This is a genomic window from Peribacillus butanolivorans, from assembly GCF_001273755.1.
Taxonomy (GTDB): Bacteria; Bacillota; Bacilli; order Bacillales; family DSM-1321; genus Peribacillus; species Peribacillus butanolivorans.
Map to the genome: position 1 here is coordinate 1189737 of NZ_LGYA01000001.1, position 22701 is coordinate 1212437.

A 22701-nucleotide genomic window follows, 5' to 3' on the forward strand; every position below is an offset into this window, starting at 1 on the left:
TAATAGCAGGAAGGAATATTTACCAGTTCAAGAGTTTTTCTTTTAAATCAAAAACAATTTGAACTAAGAGTTTTAAAATTGAATGGAAAAACAATATTTGCCATAATAAAGGTGTAATAGAGAGTGTTCATTAATAAAACTCACTCAGAAGTAAAAGGGGGATGAAGATTTTGAATTGGAAAACTCGTGTGACTGATTTGTTAGGGATTCAATACCCGATTGTGCAAGGAGGATTGGCGCATTTAGCTTATGCAGAACTAGCTGCGGCTGTTTCAAATGCAGGAGGCCTAGGGCAGGTAACAGCGATGTCGTTGGATAACCCTGATCAATTGGTAGAGGAAATACGAAAAACAAAATCATTGACGGACAAACCGTTTGGCGTTAATTTTGCAATTGGTCAGCACGGAAGACCATATGAACATATGCTTGAAGCAGCACTAAAAGAGGAGATTGCCGTTGTTTCTGTAACTGGTGGGAATCCAGCGCCATTTATCGATTATGTTAAAGATACTCCGGTGAAAAAACTTGTGCTAGTTGCGGCAAGAAGGCAGGCAATCAAGGCTGAGCAGCTGGGTGCAGACGCAGTGATGGTAGTTGGTCAGGAGGGCGGAGGACATTTAGGACGCGATGATATCGGAACTTCTGTATTAATTCCTCAAGTGGTAGACTCCGTGAAAATTCCAGTCATCGCCTCAGGTGGATTCGGTGATGGACGCGGGTTGATGGCGGCGTTGGCACTCGGAGCCGAAGGGATTGAAATGGGCACCAGGTTCATTGCAGTAAAAGAATGTGTTCATGCCCATGAATTATACAAAAATGCCTTGGTTTCCGGTACAGAAAATGATACCGTTGTCATTAAGCGGTCTATTGGTGCACCAGCCCGTGTTATTGCAAATGGTTGGACTGATAAAATTCTTGAAATAGAAAAGGAAGACGGCGGATATGAGCAACTGCAGAATTACATAAGTGGAAAAGCAAACCAGCGTTATATCCATGATGGAGTTGAAGGTGAAGGATATGCTTGGGCTGGACAAGTAATGGGTCTGATTCATGATGTACCAACGACGGCTGAGCTATTCAGTCGGATTATCAGCCAAGCAGAGGCAATTCGCTCAAAATGGGCAGACTGATAATAGTCTCCCAAGCAACAGGAATAACTATCTAGAAGGAGCGTGTAAGCATGGATTATCAGTATCCAATGGATCTTGATTGGTCAACGGAAGAAATCGTCGATGTTATTAAATTTTTTGAAGCAGTCGAAAAGGCATATGAAAGTAAAATACAAAAAGAAGCTTTTATGAAAGCATATCGAAGGTTTAAGGAAATAGTCCCCGGCAAAGCGGATGAAAAAAAATATACAGATGAGTTTGAGTCTGTCAGCGACTATTCCGCATATCTTGTTATTAAGAAAGCAAAAGAAATCGAAGACGATGACTGGATACGAATGAAATAATAAAAATATTATTTTTAGAAAACTCCATTGACTTCATGAATAGATTGTTTTAACATAATAATCAAGAAATGATAAAGGCAATGACGAAGAAGAGTACCTTAATGCTGTTCTGCAGAGAGCCAGTGGTTGCTGAAAACTGGTGAACAAATTTAAGCGAATGGACTTCCGAGCCCCAAACCGAAACGGATTGACGGAGTAGGCTTTGGCGATTATCTCATCGTTAATGGAGATAGGCATATTATATTTATAATGCCGTAAAGTGAGCTTATTAAGCTAATTAAGGTGGTACCACGGGTTCCTCGTCCTTTGGATGAGGGCCCTTTTTGTGTTTTTTAAAAATGGATAATTAAATCTATGAATAAGAGTAGTAATCTTTTTAGAGTCGTCACAGAGAGCCGGAATAGGTGGAAACCGGTACGATATAAGAAGGTGAATGGACTTATGAGTGGTTTCTTGAAATAAGTAGGGAAACTCGGCTTCCACCGTTAATGGGTTTGGCAAGAAATGTCTAATTTCTTGCTTGAGAGGGAAAAATAATATGTTTTTCCAACTTGAGGTGGCACCGCGGTATACCGTCCTCTGCAGACACATAATTTGTGTTTGCAGGGGGCTTTTTTTATGCATTTACAATTTTTGTGAAGGTGAACTGGAGAAAGATTTTAGAGAAAAAATATAAACACAACTCCGAATATGTTTGCCTAAAGGTATAGCAATCGGAAGTTTTCTTTATTGGATTCAAAATTAGGAGGTAATTTTAGATGAATCATTTGGATGAAAAAAAGATACTCCGTTTCAAAATGGAAACGATTGAAGGGGATATTCATACACCGATTGCCATTTTTCAAAAATTGGATGATGAAAAGAAGTTTTTATTGGAAAGTTCGAATTCACATCATGATAATGGTCGCTACTCCTATCTAGGATCAAACCCATATTTGGAGGTGACGTCATTAGGTAATCAAGTATATGTGAAGGATTCTAATACAGGTGAGAAACTCGTAAGGAACATCAATATCATTGAATTTCTAAAAAATCAATTGTTGGTAGAAATAGAAGATTCCCCAGTTCATCTTCCGCCATTTAATGGTGGGGCAATCGGGTATATGGGCTATGATATTATTCGTCTTTATGAAAACATCGGTCCGGTGCCACCTGATTCTCTTCAAATGCCGGATGCTCATTTCCTTTTCTTTAAGGAACTGTATATATTTGATCATGTACTTCAAAAGATTCATCTTTTGACTGCGGAAGAGGAAAGCGAAAAAAGCTTAATGGGAATGAAGGAGAAAATCAATCGGCCTAGTAAACCGTCAAAGGATATATCGTCAGAATCTTTAGAATTTAATTCTAATTTCAGCCAGGATGAATTCGAGAAAATGGTACTTGAAGTAAAGGAAGCGATTGTAGCAGGTGAAGTTTTCCAAGTCGTCTTGTCACAAAGGTTTCAGGCCGACTTTGATGGAGAGCCTTTCGATGCTTACCGCCGTCTCCGCTTAGCCAACCCATCTCCCTATATGTTTTATATCGAATTTGGTGACTATACTATTATAGGTTCCTCCCCTGAAAGTTTGATCAGTGTTTCAGCAGGAATGGTTCATGTTAACCCCATTGCCGGTACACGACCAAGAGGGAAGACGGATGAAGAAGATAAAGGCATGGAAAAAAGCCTGCTGGTGGATGAAAAAGAACTCGCTGAACATAGAATGCTTGTTGATCTCGGAAGAAATGATCTTGGGAGGGTTTGTGAAATAGGCTCAATCCACCTTACCGAGGAAATGGAAATTCAAAGATATCAACATGTCATGCATATTGCCTCAAAGATTAGCGGAGAACGTAAGGAAGGATTCACTAGTTTAGATGCATTAACGGTATGTCTTCCTGCAGGTACTGTCTCAGGAGCCCCTAAAATTAGGGCAATGGAGTTGATTAACGAACTTGAAAATTGTAAACGCGGGATCTATTCAGGGGCGATAGGATTTATCGGTTTTGGTGGAGATCTAGATATGGCTCTTGCAATCCGGACGATGATCATAAAAGATGGCAGTGCGTATGTACAGGCCGGAGCAGGAATTGTATATGATTCAGATCCAAAAACAGAATATGAGGAAACACAAAATAAAGCACGAGCGCTCATGGAGGTTAACACAAAATGATTTTATTAATTGATAACTATGACTCGTTTACTTATAACCTTTATCAATATTTAGGGGAAGTAGAAAAAGAAATCATCGTGAAAAGAAATGACGAAATCACCATTGCTGAAATTGAGGAAATGAATCCAAAGGCAATCGTTATTTCACCAGGGCCAGGCCGTCCAGAAAATGCTGGAATTAGCATGGAAATCATACGTTCTTTTTATAAGAAGCTTCCGCTTTTAGGTATTTGCCTTGGTCATCAGGCTATTGGTGCAACCTTTGGGGCAAATGTGATTGGGGCCAAATATATCATGCACGGCAAAACATCGGTTATCGAACATGACGGAACAGGGGTATTTGTCAATCAGAATCCACAATTTCCAGTGATGCGTTACCATTCCTTGGTAGTTGAAAGGGAAAGCTTACCTAATGAATTAACTGTTACGGCGAGCGCAGTGGATGATGGAGAAATCATGGCTTTAAAACATCAAGATTATCCGCTTTACGGTTTACAGTTCCACCCTGAATCTATTGGAACGAAAATCGGTAAGGAACTATTACATGAATTTTATAAGATTGCCGAGACATATCAATTAGAGAAGAAAGAATCCATTTTATAATCACAAAAAACAATTGGGGGAGTTAGTAGTGAAGGAGTATTTAGAAAAGTTAGCAGAGCGTCAAACATTGACGGAAGATGAGATGAGTATAGCAGCCCAAGCGTTATTTTCTACAGATATTACGGAAAGCGAGATGGCGGCTTTCATTATTGCTCTAAAAGCAAAAGGTGAAACGGCAGGTGAAATTGCAAGCCTTGTCCGAGTCATGAGAAAAGAAGCAAGAAGTGTGAAAACAAACTGCCTTAATGTGATGGATAATTGCGGAACTGGTGGAGATGGCTCACAAAGCTTCAATATTAGTACCGCTTCAGCCTTCGTGCTGGCTGGTGCAGGTGTTAAGGTTGCCAAACATGGAAACCGCAGCATTTCAAGTAAAACAGGAAGTGCAGATGTTTTGGAAGAGCTCGGGGTTAATTTGTTCTTAGAACCAGAAATGATGAAAGAACTGTTAGAGGAAAATGGAATCACTTTCTTATTTGCCCCTTCTGTTCACCCTAATATTGCCCGAATCATGAAAGTGAGAAAAGAATTGAAAATCCCGACAATATTTAATCTGATAGGACCATTAACGAATCCCGTTCAGCTTGATACACAATTATTAGGTATTAACCGCCGTGATATGCTCGAGCTATTTGCAGAAGTACTTCATAAATTAGGCAGAACACGTGCGGTTGTCATCAATGGTGCAGGTTTTATGGATGAAGCCAGCCTACAGGGAGAAAATTCACTCGTGCTTCTGGAGCAAGGGGATATTATCCCTTTTACACTCCATCCTGAGGAAGTGGATTTGCCGATTTACGGAAATGACGCAATCCGTGGCGGTGATGCAAAAGAAAATGCTGATATTATGCTCCGCCTCTTAAAAGGTGAAAAAGGTGCATATCGTGACACCGTTTTATTGAATGCAGGTTTGGGTTTATACGCCCATGGAACGGCAGCAACGATCAAAAAAGGAATTACCTTGGCGGAAGAAAGTCTGGACAGCGGATCGGCTCTTGAAAAATTAGAAAATCTAATTGCCTATGGCAACAGAAATAAGGTGGTAATGTAAATGGATAATATTTTAACGAAAATTATTGAACAGAAAAAAGTAGAAGTAGCACGGTTAAAAGAAATGGGTTTAGATGATGGGGAAATGATCAATACAGTCAGACCTTCTCTTGTAGAAAAATTGAAAACGGCGAAATCAATCGCGGTTATCGCGGAAATTAAACGCGCATCCCCATCAAAAGGAGACATTAAAATGAATGTCGATCCAATCGAGCAGGCTCTTTCTTACGAAAAAGGTGGAGCCGCAGCCATATCGATATTGACGGATGAGGTTTTCTTTAAAGGGTCAATTGCCGATTTAAAAAACGTGAGCCAGGCTATACAAATTCCAAGGTTATGTAAAGATTTCATCATTGATGAAATCCAAATCGACCGTGCCTATCAAGCTGGTGCGACTATCATTCTATTAATTGTGGCAGCTCTTTCAAAAGAACGCCTTCATGATTTATATCAATATGCAAAACATAAAGGGCTTGATGTATTAACAGAAGTCCATGATGAAGCCGAGTTAAAACAAGCACTTGAGCTTAATGCAGAGCTGATAGGTATTAACAATCGAAATTTAAAAACATTCGAAGTGGATTTGGCGGTTACGGAACGACTTGCGAAGCTACTTGATCCAAAACGTCACATCATTATCAGTGAAAGTGGAATCAAGACAAAAGAAGACGTACAGCGTGTGAGGAAAGCAGGGGCGAGGGGCATTTTAGTTGGAGAAACATTAATGATATCACCTAACCTTCCAAATACGATGGCAGAACTGCAAATGAGTTTATAAGGAGATTAATATGTTTGTAAAAATTTGTGGGATAAAGACATTAGCAGCGGCTCAGACAGCTGTAACATTCGGTGCAGACTTTATTGGGTTCATTTTTGCGGAAAGTAGCCGGAAAGTTCATCCGGAAATAGTATGTGAAATAGCTGGGAATCTCCCTGCACACGTAAAAAAAGTCGGAGTGTTTGCTAATCAAACCGAACAAGAAGTGATACGAAGTGCTGAAATTGCCGGATTGGATTATATTCAGCTGCATGGTAACGAGTCTGCCAGTTTTGCTGAGAGAATGCCTCTCCCGGTTATTAAGGCCTTTGCCATCAAGTCAGAGAAAGATCTTGAAAGCCTTCACGATTATCCGGCTGATTTTCTACTAGTAGATCTTCCTAAAGGAAATTCTGGTAAGGGAATGACTTTGGATTGGGATATGCTTCGTAAAGCGGGCTTACCAAAGGAGAAAATTTTTCTAGCTGGAGGATTGACTTCAGAAAATGTCGGAAAAGCGATTACTGCCGTATCACCATTCGCAGTTGACGTAGCGAGTGGTGTCGAAACAAATGGATTAAAGGATGCTGCAAAAATAAAAGCTTTTATTACTAAGGCGAAAAATACAGCCGGAAAAGAGGAATAAATAGATGAGTACTTATACACAGCCCGACCAAACTGGTCATTTTGGAGCATATGGTGGCCGTTTCGTTCCGGAAACCTTAATGGCGGCAATAACAGAGCTTGAAGAAGTATATGAACAATCAAAAAAAGATCCAGAATTCCAAAAGCAACTGAATTATTACCTTACTCAATATATTGGTCGTGAAACGCCCCTTTATTTTTCAGAAAATTTAACGAAACTTGCTGGTGGTGCCGATATTTATCTGAAGCGTGAGGACCTAAATCATACGGGTGCCCATAAAATCAATAATACGATTGGTCAGGCTTTGTTGACACAAAAAATGGGTAAGAAAAAAGTCATTGCCGAAACAGGTGCAGGACAGCATGGAGTGGCAACGGCGACAGTTTGTGCTTTGCTGAAGTTAGAGTGCATCATTTTTATGGGAGAGGAAGATATCAGGAGACAGAAATTAAATGTTTTCCGGATGGAACTTCTGGGTGCCAAGGTCATATCTGTATCACAAGGAAGCGGGACACTAAAGGATGCAGTCAATGAGGCGTTACGGTACTGGGTAGCTAATGTGGAAGACACTCATTATATTATGGGGTCAGTCCTTGGTCCGCATCCATTCCCTGTTATTGTACGCGATTTTCAAAGCGTGATTGGTAAGGAAACGAAGCGTCAGTATTCCGAAGTGGTACATGCCCTTCCTGATGCCATAGTCGCTTGCATAGGCGGTGGCAGCAATGCAATGGGGATGTTTTATCCATTCATTGAGGATGAAACGGTTAAATTATATGGAGTAGAAGCAGCAGGTCATGGTCTTGATACACCGTTACATGCTTCAAGCTTAACAAAAGGAAAGCCAGGGGTGCTTCATGGGGCATTCATGTATGTATTGCAGAACGAAGACGGCCAGATTCAGGAGGCACATTCGATTTCAGCAGGGTTAGATTATCCGGGGGTTGGACCGGAACACAGTTTTCTAAAAGATACAAATCGCGTGACATATACTTCAGTTACCGATCAAGAAGCTCTAGAAGCTCTCGTATTGCTTTCAAAGGAAGAAGGGATCATACCTGCATTGGAAAGTTCACATGCCATCTCCTACGGTTTAAAACTTGCCAAAGAAATGGAGAAAGGGACAGGCTTGGTGATTTGCTTATCTGGCCGTGGCGATAAGGATGTTGAAACGGTCCAATCTATATTAGGGGGTAGCGAACATGAATAAATTAACAAAAGCGCTGCAGGAATGTGAATCTAGGGGAGAAAAAGCATTTATTCCTTACATTATGGCAGGAGATGGCGGTCTTGAACGGCTAAAGAGCCAACTTATATTCCTTGAAAAAAGCGGGGCAACAGCTGTCGAATTAGGTATCCCATTCTCTGACCCTGTGGCTGATGGACCGGTTATCCAACAGGCGGGAATCCGTTCTTTGGAGAATGGTACAACTTTAAAAGATATTCTAAAAAAAGTGACTGAAATCAAAGGCGATGTAAACATTCCAATCATTTTAATGGGGTATGCAAATTCAATTATGGCATATGGCCTTAAAGAATTCACAGAAGATTGTCTTCAGGCAGGAATCGCCGGATGTATCATCCCTGATTTGCCAATTGAAGAAGAAGCTGTCTTTTCAACTATAAAAACTGCAGGGATTGTACTGATCCGTCTTGTGACGCTCACGTCTTCTAGAGAACGGATTACTCAGATTACGGCAGGGGCAGAGGGTTTTATCTATGCTGTGACTGTAAAGGGCATTACGGGGACCCGTGATGCCTTTGGAGGAGAACTTGGAGGCTATTTAAAACAGGTAAAAGACCTAAGTCCTGTTCCTGTTCTTGCCGGATTTGGCATCTCTACTCCAGATCATGTCCGCAATACGGTACAATCCTGCGATGGTGTCATCGTCGGAAGCAAGATAATCGAATGCTTTGAAGCGGGTAAAGAAAATCAAATAAGTGAATTGATACAAGCAAGTAAAGAATTGGTGCAAAAATAAGAAAAGGAGAGCCTTTAATGGCTCTCCCCAGGGTAAATACAAATTAGGAAAAGACGGAGTCATCGTAATATAGTTCCAGGTGGACAGCTTCAATATACGGATGCCAGTTCTGCTACTTCAGATGAGGTTTTCAGATGATAAGAGAAGGTACTCCACTCAAAAAAAGACTGCCCCTGAAGAGGCAGCCGATGCTGTGTTATTCTTCACATCCCCCTGGAGTCGGGTTGTAACTGGTCGAACTTAGTTGCGGATGGCAGCTTGATTATGGATTAACCATGGAGATGGACAATCATGTCTAAAGTAAAAAAAAGCGCTCTATTCCAGAGCGCTTTACTCCTATATTTAAAACAAAAAAGACTGTAGGCAAAAGCGGTTAAATTTAATTGTTAAAACAAAGTTGATTGGAGCGGAAGGTGCGAGACTCCTGCGGGAAAAGCGCGTCCAAGGGAGACCCCACAGGCGCAAAGGCGCCGAGGNAAAAACTGTAACTCGATTTCCATCGAGTTTGTCTACAGTCTGAGGAGAGCCTTTAATGGCTCTCCCTTTTCTTTATTTATATTAAAGTATGAATGCTCTATTCATCTACTAATTCCAATGCAATACGTGGAATATGTGTTTATTTTAATTTATATAAGGGTAAAAGATGCTCAAAAGCATCATTAATGGTTTTAATGAAATCATCATCATTTAATTGAATGGCTTCTTCGCGAGAAATTCTTATCCCGCAAAGAATTTCAGCTTTCTTTACGGTCTGTAACCGATTAAACATTGAATTCAAATCATCAACCGAAAGGCCATCATGAGGGATTACTTCAGGTTTCGTATGATCCATCGACCAAACATAATGAGAGGGAATATTTTTTATTAATTGCTTCGCATTTTGCTCTAGTTGCCTCCCGATTTCAACTTTATTAGGAGCTTCATAAATGACTGCGAACCAAATGAACATATGTGTTTCCCACAAACCAATTTGGAAATGTGGCATCATTTTATAACCTCGGCTGTTGGCAGCAAAGGCAACCCAAGTGTCGTTAGGAGGGTTTACTTTCCTTCTAGCATGCTTAGCAACATGAGGGAACATCTCTTCACCGGTCATCACAGATAATTGTTGTGAAAAGTGCTCACCAAGTGCTTGTAGCTTGGGTTGGATCTGCTCTTTTAAAGCATCCATTCGCGGTTCCAATCCATCAATTTTAAAAACGTTAAAATCATCAGCTGAAAAACTTGCTATATTCATTATCATCTCTCCCACTGTAATATCTGCACATATTGTAGCATAAGTAAAAGTAATAATTAAAAAATAAGGATTTAGTTCATTATCGAAAAATTCCTTTAAGTTAAAAGAACAAATTAGTTGCTATTTGTGGTAGGAAGACATATGATAAAATAAAAATAAATTCAGAAAATTAAGTTAATTGACGAAGGGAGAATGTTAATTATGAAACAAGTCATGAACCAAGCATTAAAAGCTAAAGAAGTTGAAAGACATAGAGCTGCAGTGTTAAGAATGGAAATGGACTATGAATTAGCAACCCTTTTTGAAGCAATTAGTGAAGAGAATGATCAAAAGAGGTCACAATGCAAGCAAAGGCTTGAGCGTATCCGCTTAGAATTGCTAAAACTTAAAGCCTTGTAAAATGATAAAGCTGCAGAGATCGTGAAGGAGAATTAATGAAGGAAATGAATCAAATTCAATACAAGAAATTCTATTATAGATGATGAACGGACACTTATTTTATAAAAAATAATGTGTCCGTTTTTCGTTAAATGAACAAAATAGTAGTAAAAGCTGGTCTTTGATTTTTAAAATGGACTACTTTCCTGTTAATTAGGAAAAAAATTATCAAAAGTATACAAAAAAATTTTTATGCATGAGGATAATTAGCTTATAAGCTTAAATGGAGTGAAGAATCGTGAATTAAATAACCCTTATTCTTCAAAGGTATTATAAAAATTGGTAAATTTATGATGTTAAAAACTTGAAGACTTGATATATTTGCTTTAATCTTTAGTAGAGCATGTTAGTGTAGTTTCTGATTACAAAGGACGGGGATATTATAATGGCATCGGTTAAGGAAATGGATACATATGCGAAATTATGGATGAAAGAAGCAGGGTCGAAGCTGAGAGCGTCCTTTGAAACCAAGCTGAATATTGAAATTAAAACGAATCCTAATGATTTGGTTACCAATATGGATAAGGCAATAGAAACGTTTTTTTGCGATAAAATTACCGAAACTTTTCCCGAACATCGTATATTTGGGGAAGAGGGAATGGGTAATGAGATAAAAGATTTAAAAGGAACGGTGTGGATTCTTGATCCAATTGATGGAACATTGAACTTTATTCATCAACAGCGAAATTTTGCGATTTCTCTTGGGATCTATGAGGATGGTATCGGGAAAATTGGTATGGTTTATGATGTCGTAAATGATGAACTGTACCATGTAATTAAAGGGGAGGGGGCATTTATGAACGATCAAAGACTCTCTCCGCTGAAAGAGGTATCGGTTAGCAAAGCCATCCTTTCCATGAATGCAAGCTGGGTAACGGAAAATCGCCGGATTGATCCGAGTCTTCTAGCCCCGCTTGTGCGGGATGCGCGCGGGACCCGTTCATATGGCTCAGCAGCATTGGAGTTAGCATACGTGGCAGCAGGCAGGCTAGATGCTTATATAACTATGCGGCTTATGCCTTGGGACTTTGCCGGTGGAGTTTTACTGGTTGAGGAAGTGGGCGGAGAAGTAAGCAATATAACTGATAAAAAATTGGATTTTTTAGAGGGAGATTCATTATTTGTCTCTAAGCCTGGAATGCACAAAGAGGTTTTTGAGAAATATTTAACAGGTAATACTAGCCTTTAATACCCCTGACCTAAGTCATTGGTAATGTTCAAAAAGGATATTAAAATGGGTAAAGTAAGACTAAAGACTTAGTGGAGTAGAGAATATATTTCACTTGAAAAAATTAGCAAAAAAAAACTCGCTGTTTACAGCGAGTTTTTTATATTATAACTTTCCTGCTTCGCGTAATTTTTTCTTTTGAGTGAAGCCAAACCCCATAATCCCGCAAAGTACAACGATTGCAGCTAAGATTCCAAGTAAGCTTTTTTCAGCAATAAAGATGCCTATAGAGCCAATACTTGATGCTGCTAGTATCGCTAATATTAAGAAATTCCATTTAATATTCATTAATATCACCCCTAATATAGCTATTGTACATAATTTCTGTATTTGTTTCTACTATGTTTGTGATATAATATGTAAGTTAATACTAGTGATACGTTATACACAAACTTTTTTAGGAGTGAATTTTTTGAAATTAAGAGAAAATATTCGTAATATAGCCATCATTGCCCACGTTGACCATGGTAAAACAACTTTAGTGGATCAGTTGCTTAAGCAATCTGGTACATTTCGTGAAAATGAACATGTGGAAGAACGTGCGATGGATTCTAATGCTATTGAAAAAGAACGCGGAATTACGATTCTTGCGAAAAATACAGCAGTTCAATACCAAGATACAAGAATAAATATTTTGGATACACCTGGTCATGCCGACTTTGGTGGTGAAGTAGAACGGATCATGAAAATGGTTGATGGTGTTTTACTTGTTGTTGATGCATATGAAGGATGTATGCCGCAAACTCGTTTCGTGTTGAAAAAAGCATTGGAACAAAAAATAACGCCAATCGTTGTCGTGAATAAAATTGATAAAGACTCTGCCCGTCCAAACGAAGTTGTGGACGAAGTAATTGACTTATTCATCGAACTTGGAGCTGAAGAAGAACAATTAGAATTCCCTGTTGTCTTTACTTCAGGTATTGCTGGTACAGCAAGCTTGGATTCAGATCCTACCAAACAAGAAAAAGACATGACCCCATTATTCGAAACAATCGTCGAAACGATCCCTGCACCAATTGATAACACTGATGAACCACTTCAATTCCAAGTGGCTTTACTTGATTACAATGATTATGTAGGACGTATTGGTGTTGGCCGTGTATTCCGTGGGAAAATGCATGTAGGTCAACAAGTTTCATTAATGAAACTTGATGGATCGGTTAAGCAATTCCGTGTAACGAAAATCTTTGGTTATATTGGCTTGAAAAAAGTTGAAATCCAAGAAGCTGTTGCCGGTGATTTAATCGCTGTTTCCGGTATGGAAGATATTAACGTTGGGGAAACAGTTTGTCCTATTGAACATCCTGATGCCCTTCCAATTCTACGTATCGATGAGCCAACATTACAAATGACTTTCCTTGTAAACAACAGCCCATTCGCAGGCCGTGAAGGTAAATTCGTAACAGCTCGTAAAATTGAAGAGCGTTTGAAAAGCCAATTGCAAACTGATGTTAGCTTAAGAGTTGAAAATACAGATTCTCCAGATGTCTGGATTGTTTCAGGTCGTGGAGAGCTTCACCTTTCTATCTTAATTGAAAACATGAGACGTGAAGGTTATGAACTGCAAGTTTCTAAACCTGAAGTTATCGTTCGTTTGATTGATGGAGTACGTTGTGAGCCAGTTGAACGTGTTCAAATCGATGTACCTGAAGAGCACACTGGTTCTATCATGGAATCCATGGGAGCTCGTAAAGGCGAATTGTTAGATATGATTAATAGCGGAAGTGGTCAAGTTCGTTTACTATTCACGATCCCAGCTCGTGGACTTATTGGTTATTCTACTGAGTTCTTAACAATTACACGTGGTTATGGTATCATGAACCACTCATTTGACAGCTACCAACCAATGGCCCAAGGTCAAGTCGGTGGAAGACGTCAAGGTGTACTTGTATCAATGGAATCTGGAAAAACTACACAATATGGTACGATGCAAGTAGAAGACCGCGGTGTTATTTTCGTTGAGCCAGGTACGGATATTTATGAAGGTATGATTGTCGGAGAACATAACCGTGATAGCGATTTGACTGTTAATATCGTAAAAGCGAAACAAATGACAAATATGCGTTCAGCTAATAAAGACCAAACTTCTTCAATGAAAAAACCAAGAATTATGTCTCTTGAAGAAGCTCTAGAGTATTTGAACGACGATGAGTACTGTGAAGTAACTCCGGAATCAATCCGTCTTCGTAAAAAGATTCTTGATAAAAACGAACGTGAGAGAGCAGCTAAAAGAAAAAAAGTTGCTGTTGAAGAAAAATAAATAGCAAGAGGAGGAGAAAAGATTGGATATCCAAGAGCGATTATCATTTTTTGCAGCTTTGTACAGAGTGGATGAAAATCCTGAAGCAGGAATGTGGTATTTATATTTAACGATTTTTGGATTATGCATCCTTGTCTATCAGCTAGGTTTTGCCAAAAAGTTACCTTTGCTAAAAAATGTGATTATTTACGCGGTAATGGCACTTGGGTGTACCCTTCTTTCTTTCTTTGCAGTGTTTCTGCCAATGGGGGAAGCATTAGTCATCGCATCGCTTGTTCTAGGGATTTATAGAATTCGTCTTCATAATTCGAGAAAAGAAGAACAGGCATAAGATGATGAAATCATTACAAGATGCTTTATACAATTGGTTGACGATTAGAGTTGTCTGTGATGCAAGACCTGATGATTCAGCTGCGCGCGAAACAGAAATGTTTTTCATGCAGATGCTGAAAAATGATCATCAAGTAATCATTGATTCCGTTTCAAAAATAGAACCTTTTTATTTCGTTGAGTTTCTAATAGGAGACGAAATGAAAAAGCAACGTTTTCCTATTGAATTGATTGATATTATGTTGGATCAAATACAACTAGAACCAGATAAGTATAAAAATATCGAGTGATGATAAAAAGAACCGTGCGAATTTCGCACGGTTCTTTTTATATTGCTTTTGGAAGAAATATCGCGTAAATAAGATGTAAGAGAGACCACAAAAAGAAAGCAGCCAGATCGAATGGATGGGTAACTTCCGTTTGTGAAAGCAAGGATAATGGAAAATAAAGCAGGATCGAAGGAGTGATGATGCAAATAGCAAGTGTGTATGTTTTCCATTTGCGAAATATGCTCCAAGTATGAAGGATATATACATAACTAAAAGTAATTGTAAGTGAGACAAGGAGATGGAAAAGGAACAACGTTGCCTCACTCCAGGGGATTGCCCCGATTACTGGAAGGAAATCTACATTTAATAAAAGCTGATACACTTGTTTTCCTGAATACATTTCCATCCACTTCATTAAGAAACCGAGCATGATCCCATTAATCAGGCCAATCAAACAGACCTTTTTTAATGTTTTACCATTCATCTTCATTTTTGATAGTGCGGTAAAGACGGAAATTCCCGGTGGCAATCCGTTCGTTTGTACGCTCTTCTATGCGTTGATTGCATGTATTGCACATATAGGTATGTATAGGACGGTTACGAAGTTTCTTTGCTTCTGGACTATCGTCTGGTATAGATTCAATTTGATCACATATTACACATTTAACCTTCATATTATTTGAACCTCACTTCAATTTCAATATGCTTTTAAGTATACCAATATTTTTATGGTAAAACGAGGATAAAGTGAAACTTACATGTGAGTGACTAATCATTATTAAGGTTATGACTGTATAAAAGACAAAAACCCGAAGGTCTCTTCGGGCTGGGGTTATTTACTCTTTATAGTGATTAGATTGATCATTTTGCTCCTCATCAAGCTGTTTTCTTTCCTTGTTATTATTAAGTTTACCCTTTTCGTTTTCAATGACTTTTGTGGGTGTTGGGGTTAAAATATCACCTGGAACCTCAGGAATGACTCGACTTGTGATGTCAGCCAGTTCATTTAGTATTCCTCTTACAGGTTTACCGTTGTTAATATCCTTAGCCACCTCCCTAATTCGTTCATTTATATCAGGATCAGCGACGATGATAGCATTTGCTCCGTTTGGATCATGTTTTAAGCTTTCACCAACCGAGTATTTAATCGTTCCTACCTGTGAACGTTCAATGTCTTGGTCAATATCAATTCCGACTATGGCATATTTGCCAAGTACGACTGCAGTGGCATCGTTCACCTCGGGAATAGATTTAGCCAGACCAGTGAGTCTTTTTGCTGTTTGCTGACCAGTTTTTCTATCCGTTTCCTGAACAGACGAATTATTAACTTTAGTTAGATTACTTTTTGTGTTATCTTGTGACTCTTCATTATTATTATTCATCGAGCAGCCTGTCATTAACAGAACAGTAGCAAGAGCTAAAATAAGTTTCCGCAAATGTCCATCCTCCTTTTAGGAAATTACCTTTCCGTTAATTACAGCCTGTCCACTCCAACTAAGTCTGATGCATAAATTGCAGTAAACCTGCTGTGTTCCATATGATCAAAGCTCACTTTGCAGGAAGTTTTCTTTATAGTCTGTAAATGTTCTTCTATCTTTATGCAAAGGAACATATATTTTATCAACAGTCTCGTCCGCTACATAACTGCTGAGTGCAGTCAATGGTAAGACATATCCGATAAAGAGCAGGCAGGAGGCGTCATATTGGGGAAAAAAATCTATGTTTTAGATACGAATGTCCTGTTGCAGGATCCGTATGCGATTTACTCATTCGAAGATAATGAAGTAGTCATTCCAGCAGTTGTTTTAGAAGAATTGGATTCGAAAAAAAGATATATGGATGAAATTGGAAGAAATGCCAGGCAGGTATCAAAATTGATCGATAGTTTTCGTGAAAAAGGAAAGCTTCATCAAAGCATTCAGCTTCATAATGGAGGTAGCTTAAGAATTGAACTTAATCATCGTTCATTTCATAAACTTCAGGAAATTTTCGTGGAGAAAACAAATGATAATCGAATATTAGCAGTTGCAAAAAATTTATCTTTAGAGGAAGAAACAAAGGAAGATGGGAAGACGGTCATTCTTGTCAGTAAAGATACTCTAGTGCGTGTAAAAGCTGATGCGATAGGGCTTGAGGCAGAGGATTTTTTAAATGATCGTGTTGTTGAAATGGACCATATATATGGAGGGCATAAAGAAGTTTTTGTGTCGATTGACAATCTGAATAAGTTTTATGAAAAAAGTCATCTTAAGCTTGAAGAACTGACAAAAGATTTATACTACCCTAATCAATTCTTGCTGATGAAGGATACATTGGGAAGTTCAGCCTCAGCGATTGGGATTGTAGATGAGAACTGCAGATATGTTAAGAAACTAATGTATGAAGGAGAACATATTTGGGGAATTAAGCCGAGGAACGTTCAACAGACGATGGCCCTTGATTTGTTACTTCGTTCTGACATTCAGCTTGTGACGCTTATTGGTAAGGCTGGGACAGGAAAAACGCTATTGGCATTGGCAACAGGATTGATGCAAACAGAAGATTTATCTCAATATAAGAAGCTTCTAGTAGCTAGGCCTATTGTTCCGGTCGGTAAAGATATTGGTTATTTACCCGGGGAAAAAGAGGAGAAGCTTAGACCTTGGATGCAACCTATTTTTGATAATCTGCAATATTTGTTCAATACGAAAAAACCAGGGGAATTGGACGCTATTCTAGCTGGCATGAGTTCGATTGAAGTAGAAGCTTTAACCTATATCAGGGGCAGGAGTATTCCGGATCAGTTCATCATCATAGATGAAGCGCAGAATCTAACGAAACATGAGGTGAAGACCATATTAACAAGAGTAGGGGAGCGGAGTAAAATTGTTTTGATGGGGGATCCGGAGCAAATCGATCATCCTTATTTAGATGAATATAATAATGGTTTGACCTACGTTGTAGAAAAATTCAAGACCGAGCGTATAGCTGGCCATGTTAAACTGATAAAAGGAGAAAGATCCGGTTTAGCTCAGCTTGCTGCTACACTTTTATAAAAAAACGGCAAGGGAAATTTCCCTTGTCGTTTTAAATAATGCATTCAGGCTTCTATAACTATGGTACATGTACTTTTATTTAACAGTGAAAGATCGTACATTCTTAATTGGGTTATTGATATTAGAGGCATCTCCAAAATAAATTTCCATAGGTCCGCCCTCGGTTACTTTAATTGGCTTTCCATCCTTGGAAAAGCCAAGGAAAAATTCAAGCGCTACTTCGTATGGAAATGTAAGTTCTTTTTCATCAGTTGTAACAATAACTTCTGTTACACCCGTTTCAGGTTCGGCGTTTTTCAAAAAAGGTTCAAAAGGAATACCAAAAGTTCCCTCCATCAATCTTTGCTTCTCAAACTTTCGTTCCGTTTTTAATGTAGGAGGCATGGTAGCGCCCTCTTGAATTTCCTTTTGCCAATGCTTGGACGCTGCAATTGTATACTCTTCTAATTCATTGACTTGAACTCTCTCAGCATTGAAGTATGTATCGATTTCAATTTTACGGTCATCAAAAATCCACACTCCAGGATCTAGAGTAATTGGATATTTCACTTTTCCATTAATAAACACGATGGGTTCCAAATATCTCATTCCTTTCTGTTGCTCACATTCTTATATAAGTATAATCAATTATATAAGAAATGTCACATTCTCTAGGATGGCGATTATATCTACTGCCGGGTTTATGAGTATAGAGGCTGATTGTGTTATTTCAGTGTTTGGATTATTCAATTTGTTTGTCAATGTCCTTGCTTTTTCATACAACAAAAGGTAGAATTTAATGATAAGATAAGTTAAGATATAATCGCTCTGAGCGGGGGGATTTAACATGGCATCTGATATGCTTGTCAATCATCGAGAAAAAGCTTATGCTTTATTAAAAGCAGATGCTGACAAGATTCTAAAACTGATAAAAGTTCAAATGGAGAATCTCACTATGCCTCAATGTCCTTTATACGAAGAGGTACTTGATACACAAATGTTCGGTCTATCACGAGAAATTGATTTCGCCGTACGTTTAGGCTTAGTAGAGGATACAGAGGGCAAGTCCCTTTTGGAAACTCTTGAAAAGCAATTGTCAGTTTTGCATGAAGCATCATTAAAAAAATAATATACAAAACATACTAACTCAAACAAATCTCGATGATTGTTTGAGTTTTTTATTTATATACAATACTAGGTAATAGTGTTATACTATAACTAAATAGTGTTATACTAATTAGTGCGATTGAAGCTCAAAATGAGCTTTTTTTATTGGGTATGGAATGTTAATAGAAAAAATTTCGGGAAAATCTATCTCCACATATTCGAATTCGCATTTTAGTTGATGAACTCTTTTTTCATAAATAGAAAAATGGAGTAAACTTGTGCAGATTGTCAGATGATCTTCAATCAGGTATTGAATCTTTAGTTCTAGAACTATAGATATTGAGGGGTCAAAAGACGGAAAATCCCTGTGCTTTTATACGAATATACATAATTTTTTATTTTTTTATTGTATTCAGTTTATTTTAGTATTATGGTTATATTAATTGTTGAAAAAATACAAAGTTAACAAATTGATAGTATATTATAATAATTTCAATGTATTTTAACTAATTGGCAAAGTTTCTATTTTTGTGTATTTATTTTTCAGAAACGTATAAATGCATAACTGAAAAATATATCGAAATATAATTATGTTGAGGAACAACGATTTTAATAGGACTGTCTCCTTTGTTGGAGAAATAAACGTGTGAATAAAAAGTTGTGAAGTTTATCACGCTTTTTTTCTATATATTCAATAAAAATACATATTGATTAGGGTGGTAGCAATGGTGAAACGTATAGAAAAAGTACTTGCGGCAAATCGTGGAGAAATAGCGATTCGGATTTTTCGGGCGTGTACGGAATTAGATATTAGTACAGTTGCAATCTATTCAAAAGAAGATTATGGATCTTACCATCGATATAAGGCGGATGAAGCATACCTAGTTGGGGAAGGCAAAAAGCCGATTGATGCATACCTGGACATTGAAGGTATTATTGCAATTGCTAAGATGAGCGGAGTCGATGCGATTCATCCTGGTTATGGTTTCCTTTCAGAAAACATTGATTTTGCTAAACGTTGTGAAGAAGAAGGCATTATCTTTATCGGACCAGAATCAAGACACCTAGATATGTTTGGTGACAAAGTAAAAGCAAGAACACAAGCAGAACTAGCTGATATTCCGGTCATCCCGGGTAGCGAAGGTCCTGTAACAAGTGTGGTAGAAGTTAAAGAATTTGGTGAACAATTCGGTTTTCCAATTATTATAAAAGCGTCTCTAGGCGGCGGCGGGCGCGGAATGCGAATCGTTGAGAAAGTTGAAGATGTTGAAGAGGCTTATGATCGCGCAAAATCTGAAGCCAAAGCAGCCTTTGGGAATGATGAAGTCTATGTAGAGAGATTTATTCAAAATCCAAAACATATTGAAGTTCAAATTTTGGCTGATACTCACGGGAATATCGTGCATTTATACGAACGTGACTGTTCTGTTCAGAGACGTCATCAAAAAGTTGTTGAAGTGGCACCTTCTGTTTCGCTTTCTGAGGACTTACGTGAAAGAATTTGTGAGGCAGCAGTCAAATTGTCAAAAAATATTGACTATGTCAACGCGGGTACTGTCGAATTCCTTGTTGCAAATGATGAATTTTACTTTATTGAAGTCAATCCAAGGGTACAGGTTGAGCATACCATTACTGAAATGATTACAGGTATCGATATTGTTCAATCACAAATCATGATTGCTGAAGGACATGAACTTCATGGCAAAAAGATTGGGATTCCTGAACAAGCTGGTATTAAAACACATGGTTTTGCAATACAGTCACGGGTAACAACTGAGGATCCATTGAATAATTTTATGCCGGATACTGGAAAAATGATGGTGTATCGTTCTGGTGGAGGTTTTGGTGTTCGTTTGGACGCTGGTAATGGGTTCCAAGGGGCTGTTATCACACCATATTATGATTCACTTCTCGTTAAACTTTCGACACATGCGCTTTCATTTGAACAGGCTGCATCAAAAATGGTTCGTAACCTTAAGGAATTCAGGATTCGTGGAATTAAAACGAATATTCCATTCCTTGAAAATGTTGTAAAACATGAGAATTTCATTAGTGGTGAATACGATACTTCCTTTATTGATTCAACACCGGAACTATTTACCTTCCCAGTCAGAAAAGACCGTGGAACAAAAATGCTTTCATATATCGGTAATGTCACGGTAAATGGATTCCCGGGAGTGGAAAAAAAGAAAAAACCTGTCTTCGATTTAGCGCCAATTCCAAATGTTGCCGGACTGCCGCTTATTTCGGGTACGAAGAATATTCTGGAACAACAAGGTGCAGAGGGGCTTGTTAATTGGATTAAAGATCAGAAAGAGGTATTGATTACTGATACGACTTTCCGTGATGCACATCAATCTTTATTGGCAACGAGAATTAGGTCGAAAGATATTCTTGATATCGCTGAGCCTACGGCGAAACTTCTTCCTAATTTGTTTTCTATGGAAATGTGGGGCGGGGCAACTTTCGATGTAGCTTATCGGTTCTTGAAAGAAGATCCATGGGACCGTCTATTAAGCTTTAGAAAAAAAGCACCGAATGTGCTTTTACAAATGCTATTAAGGGCTTCAAATGCAGTGGGTTATAAAAATTACCCTGACAATGTCATTCGCGAATTCGTTGAGAAATCAGCGGATGCAGGAATTGATGTTTTCCGGATCTTCGACAGTTTAAACTGGGTAAAAGGTATGGAAGTGGCGATAGATGCAGTCCGTCAATCGGGTAAAATTGCGGAAGCGGCCATTTGTTATACTGGGGATTTAAATGATCCGTCACGTAGCAAATATAATATCGAGTACTATAAAAATATGGCGATGGAGTTGGAACATGCCGGTGCTCATATTTTAGCTATCAAGGATATGGCAGGACTTCTTAAACCGGAGGCCGCTTACCGTCTGGTATCAGAATTGAAAGAAGCAACTTCCCTTCCAATCCATCTGCATTCTCATGATACGAGTGGAAATGGAATTTACATGTATTCAAAAGCGATTGAAGCTGGCGTGGATATTGTTGATACGGCGATTGGATCTCTAGCAGGATTGACTTCACAACCAAGTGTACAAACGCTTCATTATGCATTAGAAGGCTCAAGCAGACAGCCTAAATTGGAAGTTGATTCACTAGAGCGGTTAGGCGAATACTGGGGAGAAGTCAGAAAATTTTATCATGACTTTGAAAGTGGTATGAATGCACCTCATACTGAAGTATACAAACATGAAATGCCTGGAGGTCAATACAGTAATTTGCAGCAGCAGGCTAAAGCGGTAGGGCTAGGAGAACGCTGGCATGAAGTCAAAGAAATGTATCAGCGCGTTAATGCAATATTCGGAGATATTGTTAAAGTAACGCCTTCTTCTAAAGTTGTAGGAGACATGGCCTTATTTATGGTGCAAAATAACCTATCTGAAGAAGATGTCCTTACAAAAGGCCAAACCATTGATTTCCCTGATTCCGTAATAGAGTTATTCGAAGGCTATTTGGGACAACCGGTTGGGGGATTCCCAAAAGAGCTTCAGGAAGTTATCTTGAAAGGCAAAAAACCTATTACTGTAAGACCGGGTGAATTGTTGGAAGACGTAGATTTTGGTGCTTTAAAAGAAGAATTATTCAAGGAACTGGGACGTGCAGTCACAGATTTTGATGTACTTGCATATGCCCTATATCCAAAAGTATTCTTGGATTACAATAAAACTATTGAATTGTTCGGCGATGTTTCAAACCTTGATACGGCCACTTTCTTATATGGCTTGAGATTAGGGGAAGAAATCGAAGTTGAAATCGAAAAGGGTAAAACGCTTATCGTTAAATTAGTATCAATCGGTCAACCATTGGCTGATGGAACACGTGTTGTGTATTTTGAATTGAATGGTCAATCACGTGAAGTAATCATTAAGGATGAAAACATTAAATCGTCCGTAGTAGCTAAATTGCAAGCGGATTTAAAAAATAAAGAGCATATTGGTGCAACAATGCCTGGTACGGTCATTCGTGTTGTCGTCGAAAAAGGGGATCAAGTTAAGCAGGGTGATCACCTAATAATTACGGAAGCTATGAAAATGGAAACAACCGTGCAGGCGCCATTCTCTGGGACTATTAAAGACATCTATGTTAAAGATGGTGAAGCGATTAGTACTGGTGATTTATTGATTGAAATAACTAAGTAATACCACTGAATA

General features: G+C 38.5%; 23 protein-coding genes and 2 other annotated features. Of the genes, 17 read left to right on the plus strand and 6 right to left on the minus strand.

Annotation, left to right across the window (positions count from 1 at the left end; all coding sequences use genetic code 11):
* Window positions 1–170: 170 nt before the first annotated feature.
* From AKG34_RS05660 to trpA, 9 genes are all read left to right on the plus strand, one after another.
* Window positions 171–1130, plus strand: coding sequence for an NAD(P)H-dependent flavin oxidoreductase (locus tag AKG34_RS05660; RefSeq protein WP_053345179.1), 960 nt, complete (start codon window positions 171–173; stop codon window positions 1128–1130).
* A 50-nt stretch (window positions 1131–1180) separates the two neighbouring features.
* The gene (locus AKG34_RS05665; RefSeq protein ID WP_053345180.1) at window positions 1181–1453 is read left to right on the plus strand and encodes a UPF0223 family protein; all 273 of its coding nucleotides are present in this window, start codon (window positions 1181–1183) and stop codon (window positions 1451–1453) included.
* A gap of 71 nt (window positions 1454–1524) precedes the next feature.
* Window positions 1525–1763: a binding site (T-box leader), on the plus strand.
* A gap of 35 nt (window positions 1764–1798) precedes the next feature.
* Window positions 1799–2036: a binding site (T-box leader), on the plus strand.
* Between the two features lie 175 nt (window positions 2037–2211).
* The gene (gene trpE, locus AKG34_RS05670; protein ID WP_053345181.1) at window positions 2212–3606 is read left to right on the plus strand and encodes an anthranilate synthase component I; all 1395 of its coding nucleotides are present in this window, start codon (window positions 2212–2214) and stop codon (window positions 3604–3606) included.
* Window positions 3603–4208, plus strand: coding sequence for an anthranilate synthase component II (locus tag AKG34_RS05675; RefSeq protein ID WP_053345182.1), 606 nt, complete (start codon window positions 3603–3605; stop codon window positions 4206–4208). Before trpE ends, AKG34_RS05675 begins: the two co-directional genes overlap by 4 nt.
* Before the next feature lie 28 nt (window positions 4209–4236).
* A complete protein-coding gene (trpD, locus tag AKG34_RS05680; RefSeq protein WP_053345183.1) occupies window positions 4237–5259 on the plus strand; it encodes an anthranilate phosphoribosyltransferase in 1023 nt (340 codons plus the stop codon).
* Window positions 5260–6036: an indole-3-glycerol phosphate synthase TrpC gene (gene trpC / locus AKG34_RS05685; protein ID WP_053345184.1), complete on the plus strand. Its 777-nt coding sequence runs from the start codon at window positions 5260–5262 to the stop codon at window positions 6034–6036.
* 10 nt (window positions 6037–6046) lie between these two features.
* The gene (locus tag AKG34_RS05690) at window positions 6047–6661 is read left to right on the plus strand and encodes a phosphoribosylanthranilate isomerase (RefSeq protein WP_053345185.1); all 615 of its coding nucleotides are present in this window, start codon (window positions 6047–6049) and stop codon (window positions 6659–6661) included.
* A gap of 4 nt (window positions 6662–6665) precedes the next feature.
* Entirely contained in the window at window positions 6666–7871 is a 1206-nt protein-coding gene (gene trpB, locus AKG34_RS05695; protein WP_053345186.1) for a tryptophan synthase subunit beta, read from the plus strand.
* Window positions 7864–8643, plus strand: coding sequence for a tryptophan synthase subunit alpha (gene trpA / locus AKG34_RS05700; RefSeq protein ID WP_053345187.1), 780 nt, complete (start codon window positions 7864–7866; stop codon window positions 8641–8643). Before trpB ends, trpA begins: the two co-directional genes overlap by 8 nt.
* A gap of 616 nt (window positions 8644–9259) precedes the next feature.
* Here trpA and AKG34_RS05705 read toward each other — a convergent pair.
* Window positions 9260–9880 (minus strand): YktB family protein, encoded by a 621-nt coding sequence (locus tag AKG34_RS05705; RefSeq protein ID WP_053345188.1) that lies wholly within the window; start codon window positions 9878–9880, stop codon window positions 9260–9262.
* A 201-nt stretch (window positions 9881–10081) separates the two neighbouring features.
* On the opposite strand from AKG34_RS05705, the gene AKG34_RS05710 reads away from it, so the two are divergent.
* Together AKG34_RS05710 and AKG34_RS05715 are read left to right on the plus strand one after the other, a co-directional pair.
* Window positions 10082–10279, plus strand: a complete 198-nt coding sequence (locus AKG34_RS05710) for a YkzI domain-containing protein (RefSeq protein WP_053345189.1) — start codon at window positions 10082–10084, stop codon at window positions 10277–10279.
* A gap of 424 nt (window positions 10280–10703) precedes the next feature.
* Window positions 10704–11507 carry an inositol monophosphatase family protein gene (locus tag AKG34_RS05715; protein WP_053345190.1) on the plus strand — a complete coding sequence of 268 codons (804 nt, stop codon included), beginning with the start codon at window positions 10704–10706 and terminating at the stop codon, window positions 11505–11507.
* Window positions 11508–11651: 144 nt separating this feature from the next.
* On the opposite strand, the gene AKG34_RS05720 is transcribed toward AKG34_RS05715, so the two are convergent.
* The gene (locus tag AKG34_RS05720) at window positions 11652–11834 is read right to left on the minus strand and encodes a YlaF family protein (RefSeq protein WP_053345191.1); all 183 of its coding nucleotides are present in this window, start codon (window positions 11832–11834) and stop codon (window positions 11652–11654) included.
* Window positions 11835–11958: 124 nt separating this feature from the next.
* Here AKG34_RS05720 and typA point away from each other — a divergent pair, with 124 nt between their 5' ends.
* The 3 genes from typA to AKG34_RS05735 are packed head-to-tail and all read left to right on the plus strand — an operon-like array spanning window position 11959 to window position 14426.
* Entirely contained in the window at window positions 11959–13806 is a 1848-nt protein-coding gene (typA, locus tag AKG34_RS05725) for a translational GTPase TypA (protein ID WP_053345192.1), read from the plus strand.
* Between the two features lie 22 nt (window positions 13807–13828).
* A complete protein-coding gene (locus AKG34_RS05730; protein WP_053345193.1) occupies window positions 13829–14137 on the plus strand; it encodes a YlaH-like family protein in 309 nt (102 codons plus the stop codon).
* Window positions 14138–14141: 4 nt separating this feature from the next.
* On the plus strand, window positions 14142–14426 hold the full coding sequence (locus AKG34_RS05735) for a hypothetical protein (RefSeq protein WP_053348008.1): 285 nt from the start codon (window positions 14142–14144) through the stop codon (window positions 14424–14426).
* Window positions 14427–14463: 37 nt separating this feature from the next.
* Here the strand turns inward: AKG34_RS05735 and AKG34_RS05740 are convergent, their stop codons facing one another.
* From AKG34_RS05740 to AKG34_RS05745, 3 genes are all read right to left on the minus strand, one after another.
* Complete coding sequence (locus AKG34_RS05740) at window positions 14464–14889, minus strand: hypothetical protein (protein ID WP_083450684.1); 426 nt, start codon at window positions 14887–14889, stop codon at window positions 14464–14466.
* Complete coding sequence (locus tag AKG34_RS26580; protein ID WP_072272690.1) at window positions 14879–15079, minus strand: YlaI family protein; 201 nt, start codon at window positions 15077–15079, stop codon at window positions 14879–14881. Before AKG34_RS26580 ends, AKG34_RS05740 begins: the two co-directional genes overlap by 11 nt.
* Window positions 15080–15241: 162 nt before the next feature.
* Window positions 15242–15841 (minus strand): YhcN/YlaJ family sporulation lipoprotein, encoded by a 600-nt coding sequence (locus AKG34_RS05745; protein ID WP_053345195.1) that lies wholly within the window; start codon window positions 15839–15841, stop codon window positions 15242–15244.
* Between the two features lie 267 nt (window positions 15842–16108).
* On the opposite strand from AKG34_RS05745, the gene AKG34_RS05750 reads away from it, so the two are divergent.
* Entirely contained in the window at window positions 16109–17440 is a 1332-nt protein-coding gene (locus AKG34_RS05750; RefSeq protein WP_053345196.1) for a PhoH family protein, read from the plus strand.
* A 75-nt stretch (window positions 17441–17515) separates the two neighbouring features.
* Here the strand turns inward: AKG34_RS05750 and AKG34_RS05755 are convergent, their stop codons facing one another.
* Window positions 17516–18019: a hypothetical protein gene (locus AKG34_RS05755; protein WP_083450685.1), complete on the minus strand. Its 504-nt coding sequence runs from the start codon at window positions 18017–18019 to the stop codon at window positions 17516–17518.
* A gap of 247 nt (window positions 18020–18266) precedes the next feature.
* On the opposite strand from AKG34_RS05755, the gene AKG34_RS05760 reads away from it, so the two are divergent.
* Together AKG34_RS05760 and pyc are read left to right on the plus strand one after the other, a co-directional pair.
* Complete coding sequence (locus tag AKG34_RS05760; RefSeq protein ID WP_053345198.1) at window positions 18267–18548, plus strand: Fpa/YlaN family protein; 282 nt, start codon at window positions 18267–18269, stop codon at window positions 18546–18548.
* A gap of 703 nt (window positions 18549–19251) precedes the next feature.
* On the plus strand, window positions 19252–22689 hold the full coding sequence (pyc, locus tag AKG34_RS05765) for a pyruvate carboxylase (RefSeq protein WP_053345199.1): 3438 nt from the start codon (window positions 19252–19254) through the stop codon (window positions 22687–22689).
* Window positions 22690–22701 lie beyond the last annotated feature (12 nt).

Excerpts from the sequence above, each read along its gene's own strand:
- AKG34_RS05735 (WP_053348008.1), top strand. The coding sequence starts at position 14,142 with ATGAAATCATTACAAGATGCTTTATACAATTGGTTGACGATTAGAGTT.
- trpB (WP_053345186.1), top strand. The coding sequence starts at position 6,666 with ATGAGTACTTATACACAGCCCGACCAAACTGGTCATTTTGGAGCATAT.
- AKG34_RS05705 (WP_053345188.1), bottom strand. The coding sequence starts at position 9,880 with ATGAATATAGCAAGTTTTTCAGCTGATGATTTTAACGTTTTTAAAATT.
- trpC (WP_053345184.1), top strand. The coding sequence starts at position 5,260 with ATGGATAATATTTTAACGAAAATTATTGAACAGAAAAAAGTAGAAGTA.
- trpA (WP_053345187.1), top strand. The coding sequence starts at position 7,864 with ATGAATAAATTAACAAAAGCGCTGCAGGAATGTGAATCTAGGGGAGAA.
- AKG34_RS05665 (WP_053345180.1), top strand. The coding sequence starts at position 1,181 with ATGGATTATCAGTATCCAATGGATCTTGATTGGTCAACGGAAGAAATC.
- AKG34_RS05690 (WP_053345185.1), top strand. The coding sequence starts at position 6,047 with ATGTTTGTAAAAATTTGTGGGATAAAGACATTAGCAGCGGCTCAGACA.
- AKG34_RS05760 (WP_053345198.1), top strand. The coding sequence starts at position 18,267 with ATGGCATCTGATATGCTTGTCAATCATCGAGAAAAAGCTTATGCTTTA.
- AKG34_RS05710 (WP_053345189.1), top strand. The coding sequence starts at position 10,082 with ATGAAACAAGTCATGAACCAAGCATTAAAAGCTAAAGAAGTTGAAAGA.
- AKG34_RS26580 (WP_072272690.1), bottom strand. The coding sequence starts at position 15,079 with ATGAAGGTTAAATGTGTAATATGTGATCAAATTGAATCTATACCAGAC.
- pyc (WP_053345199.1), top strand. The coding sequence starts at position 19,252 with ATGGTGAAACGTATAGAAAAAGTACTTGCGGCAAATCGTGGAGAAATA.
- AKG34_RS05675 (WP_053345182.1), top strand. The coding sequence starts at position 3,603 with ATGATTTTATTAATTGATAACTATGACTCGTTTACTTATAACCTTTAT.
- trpE (WP_053345181.1), top strand. The coding sequence starts at position 2,212 with ATGAATCATTTGGATGAAAAAAAGATACTCCGTTTCAAAATGGAAACG.
- AKG34_RS05720 (WP_053345191.1), bottom strand. The coding sequence starts at position 11,834 with ATGAATATTAAATGGAATTTCTTAATATTAGCGATACTAGCAGCATCA.
- AKG34_RS05715 (WP_053345190.1), top strand. The coding sequence starts at position 10,704 with ATGGCATCGGTTAAGGAAATGGATACATATGCGAAATTATGGATGAAA.
- AKG34_RS05740 (WP_083450684.1), bottom strand. The coding sequence starts at position 14,889 with ATGAATGGTAAAACATTAAAAAAGGTCTGTTTGATTGGCCTGATTAAT.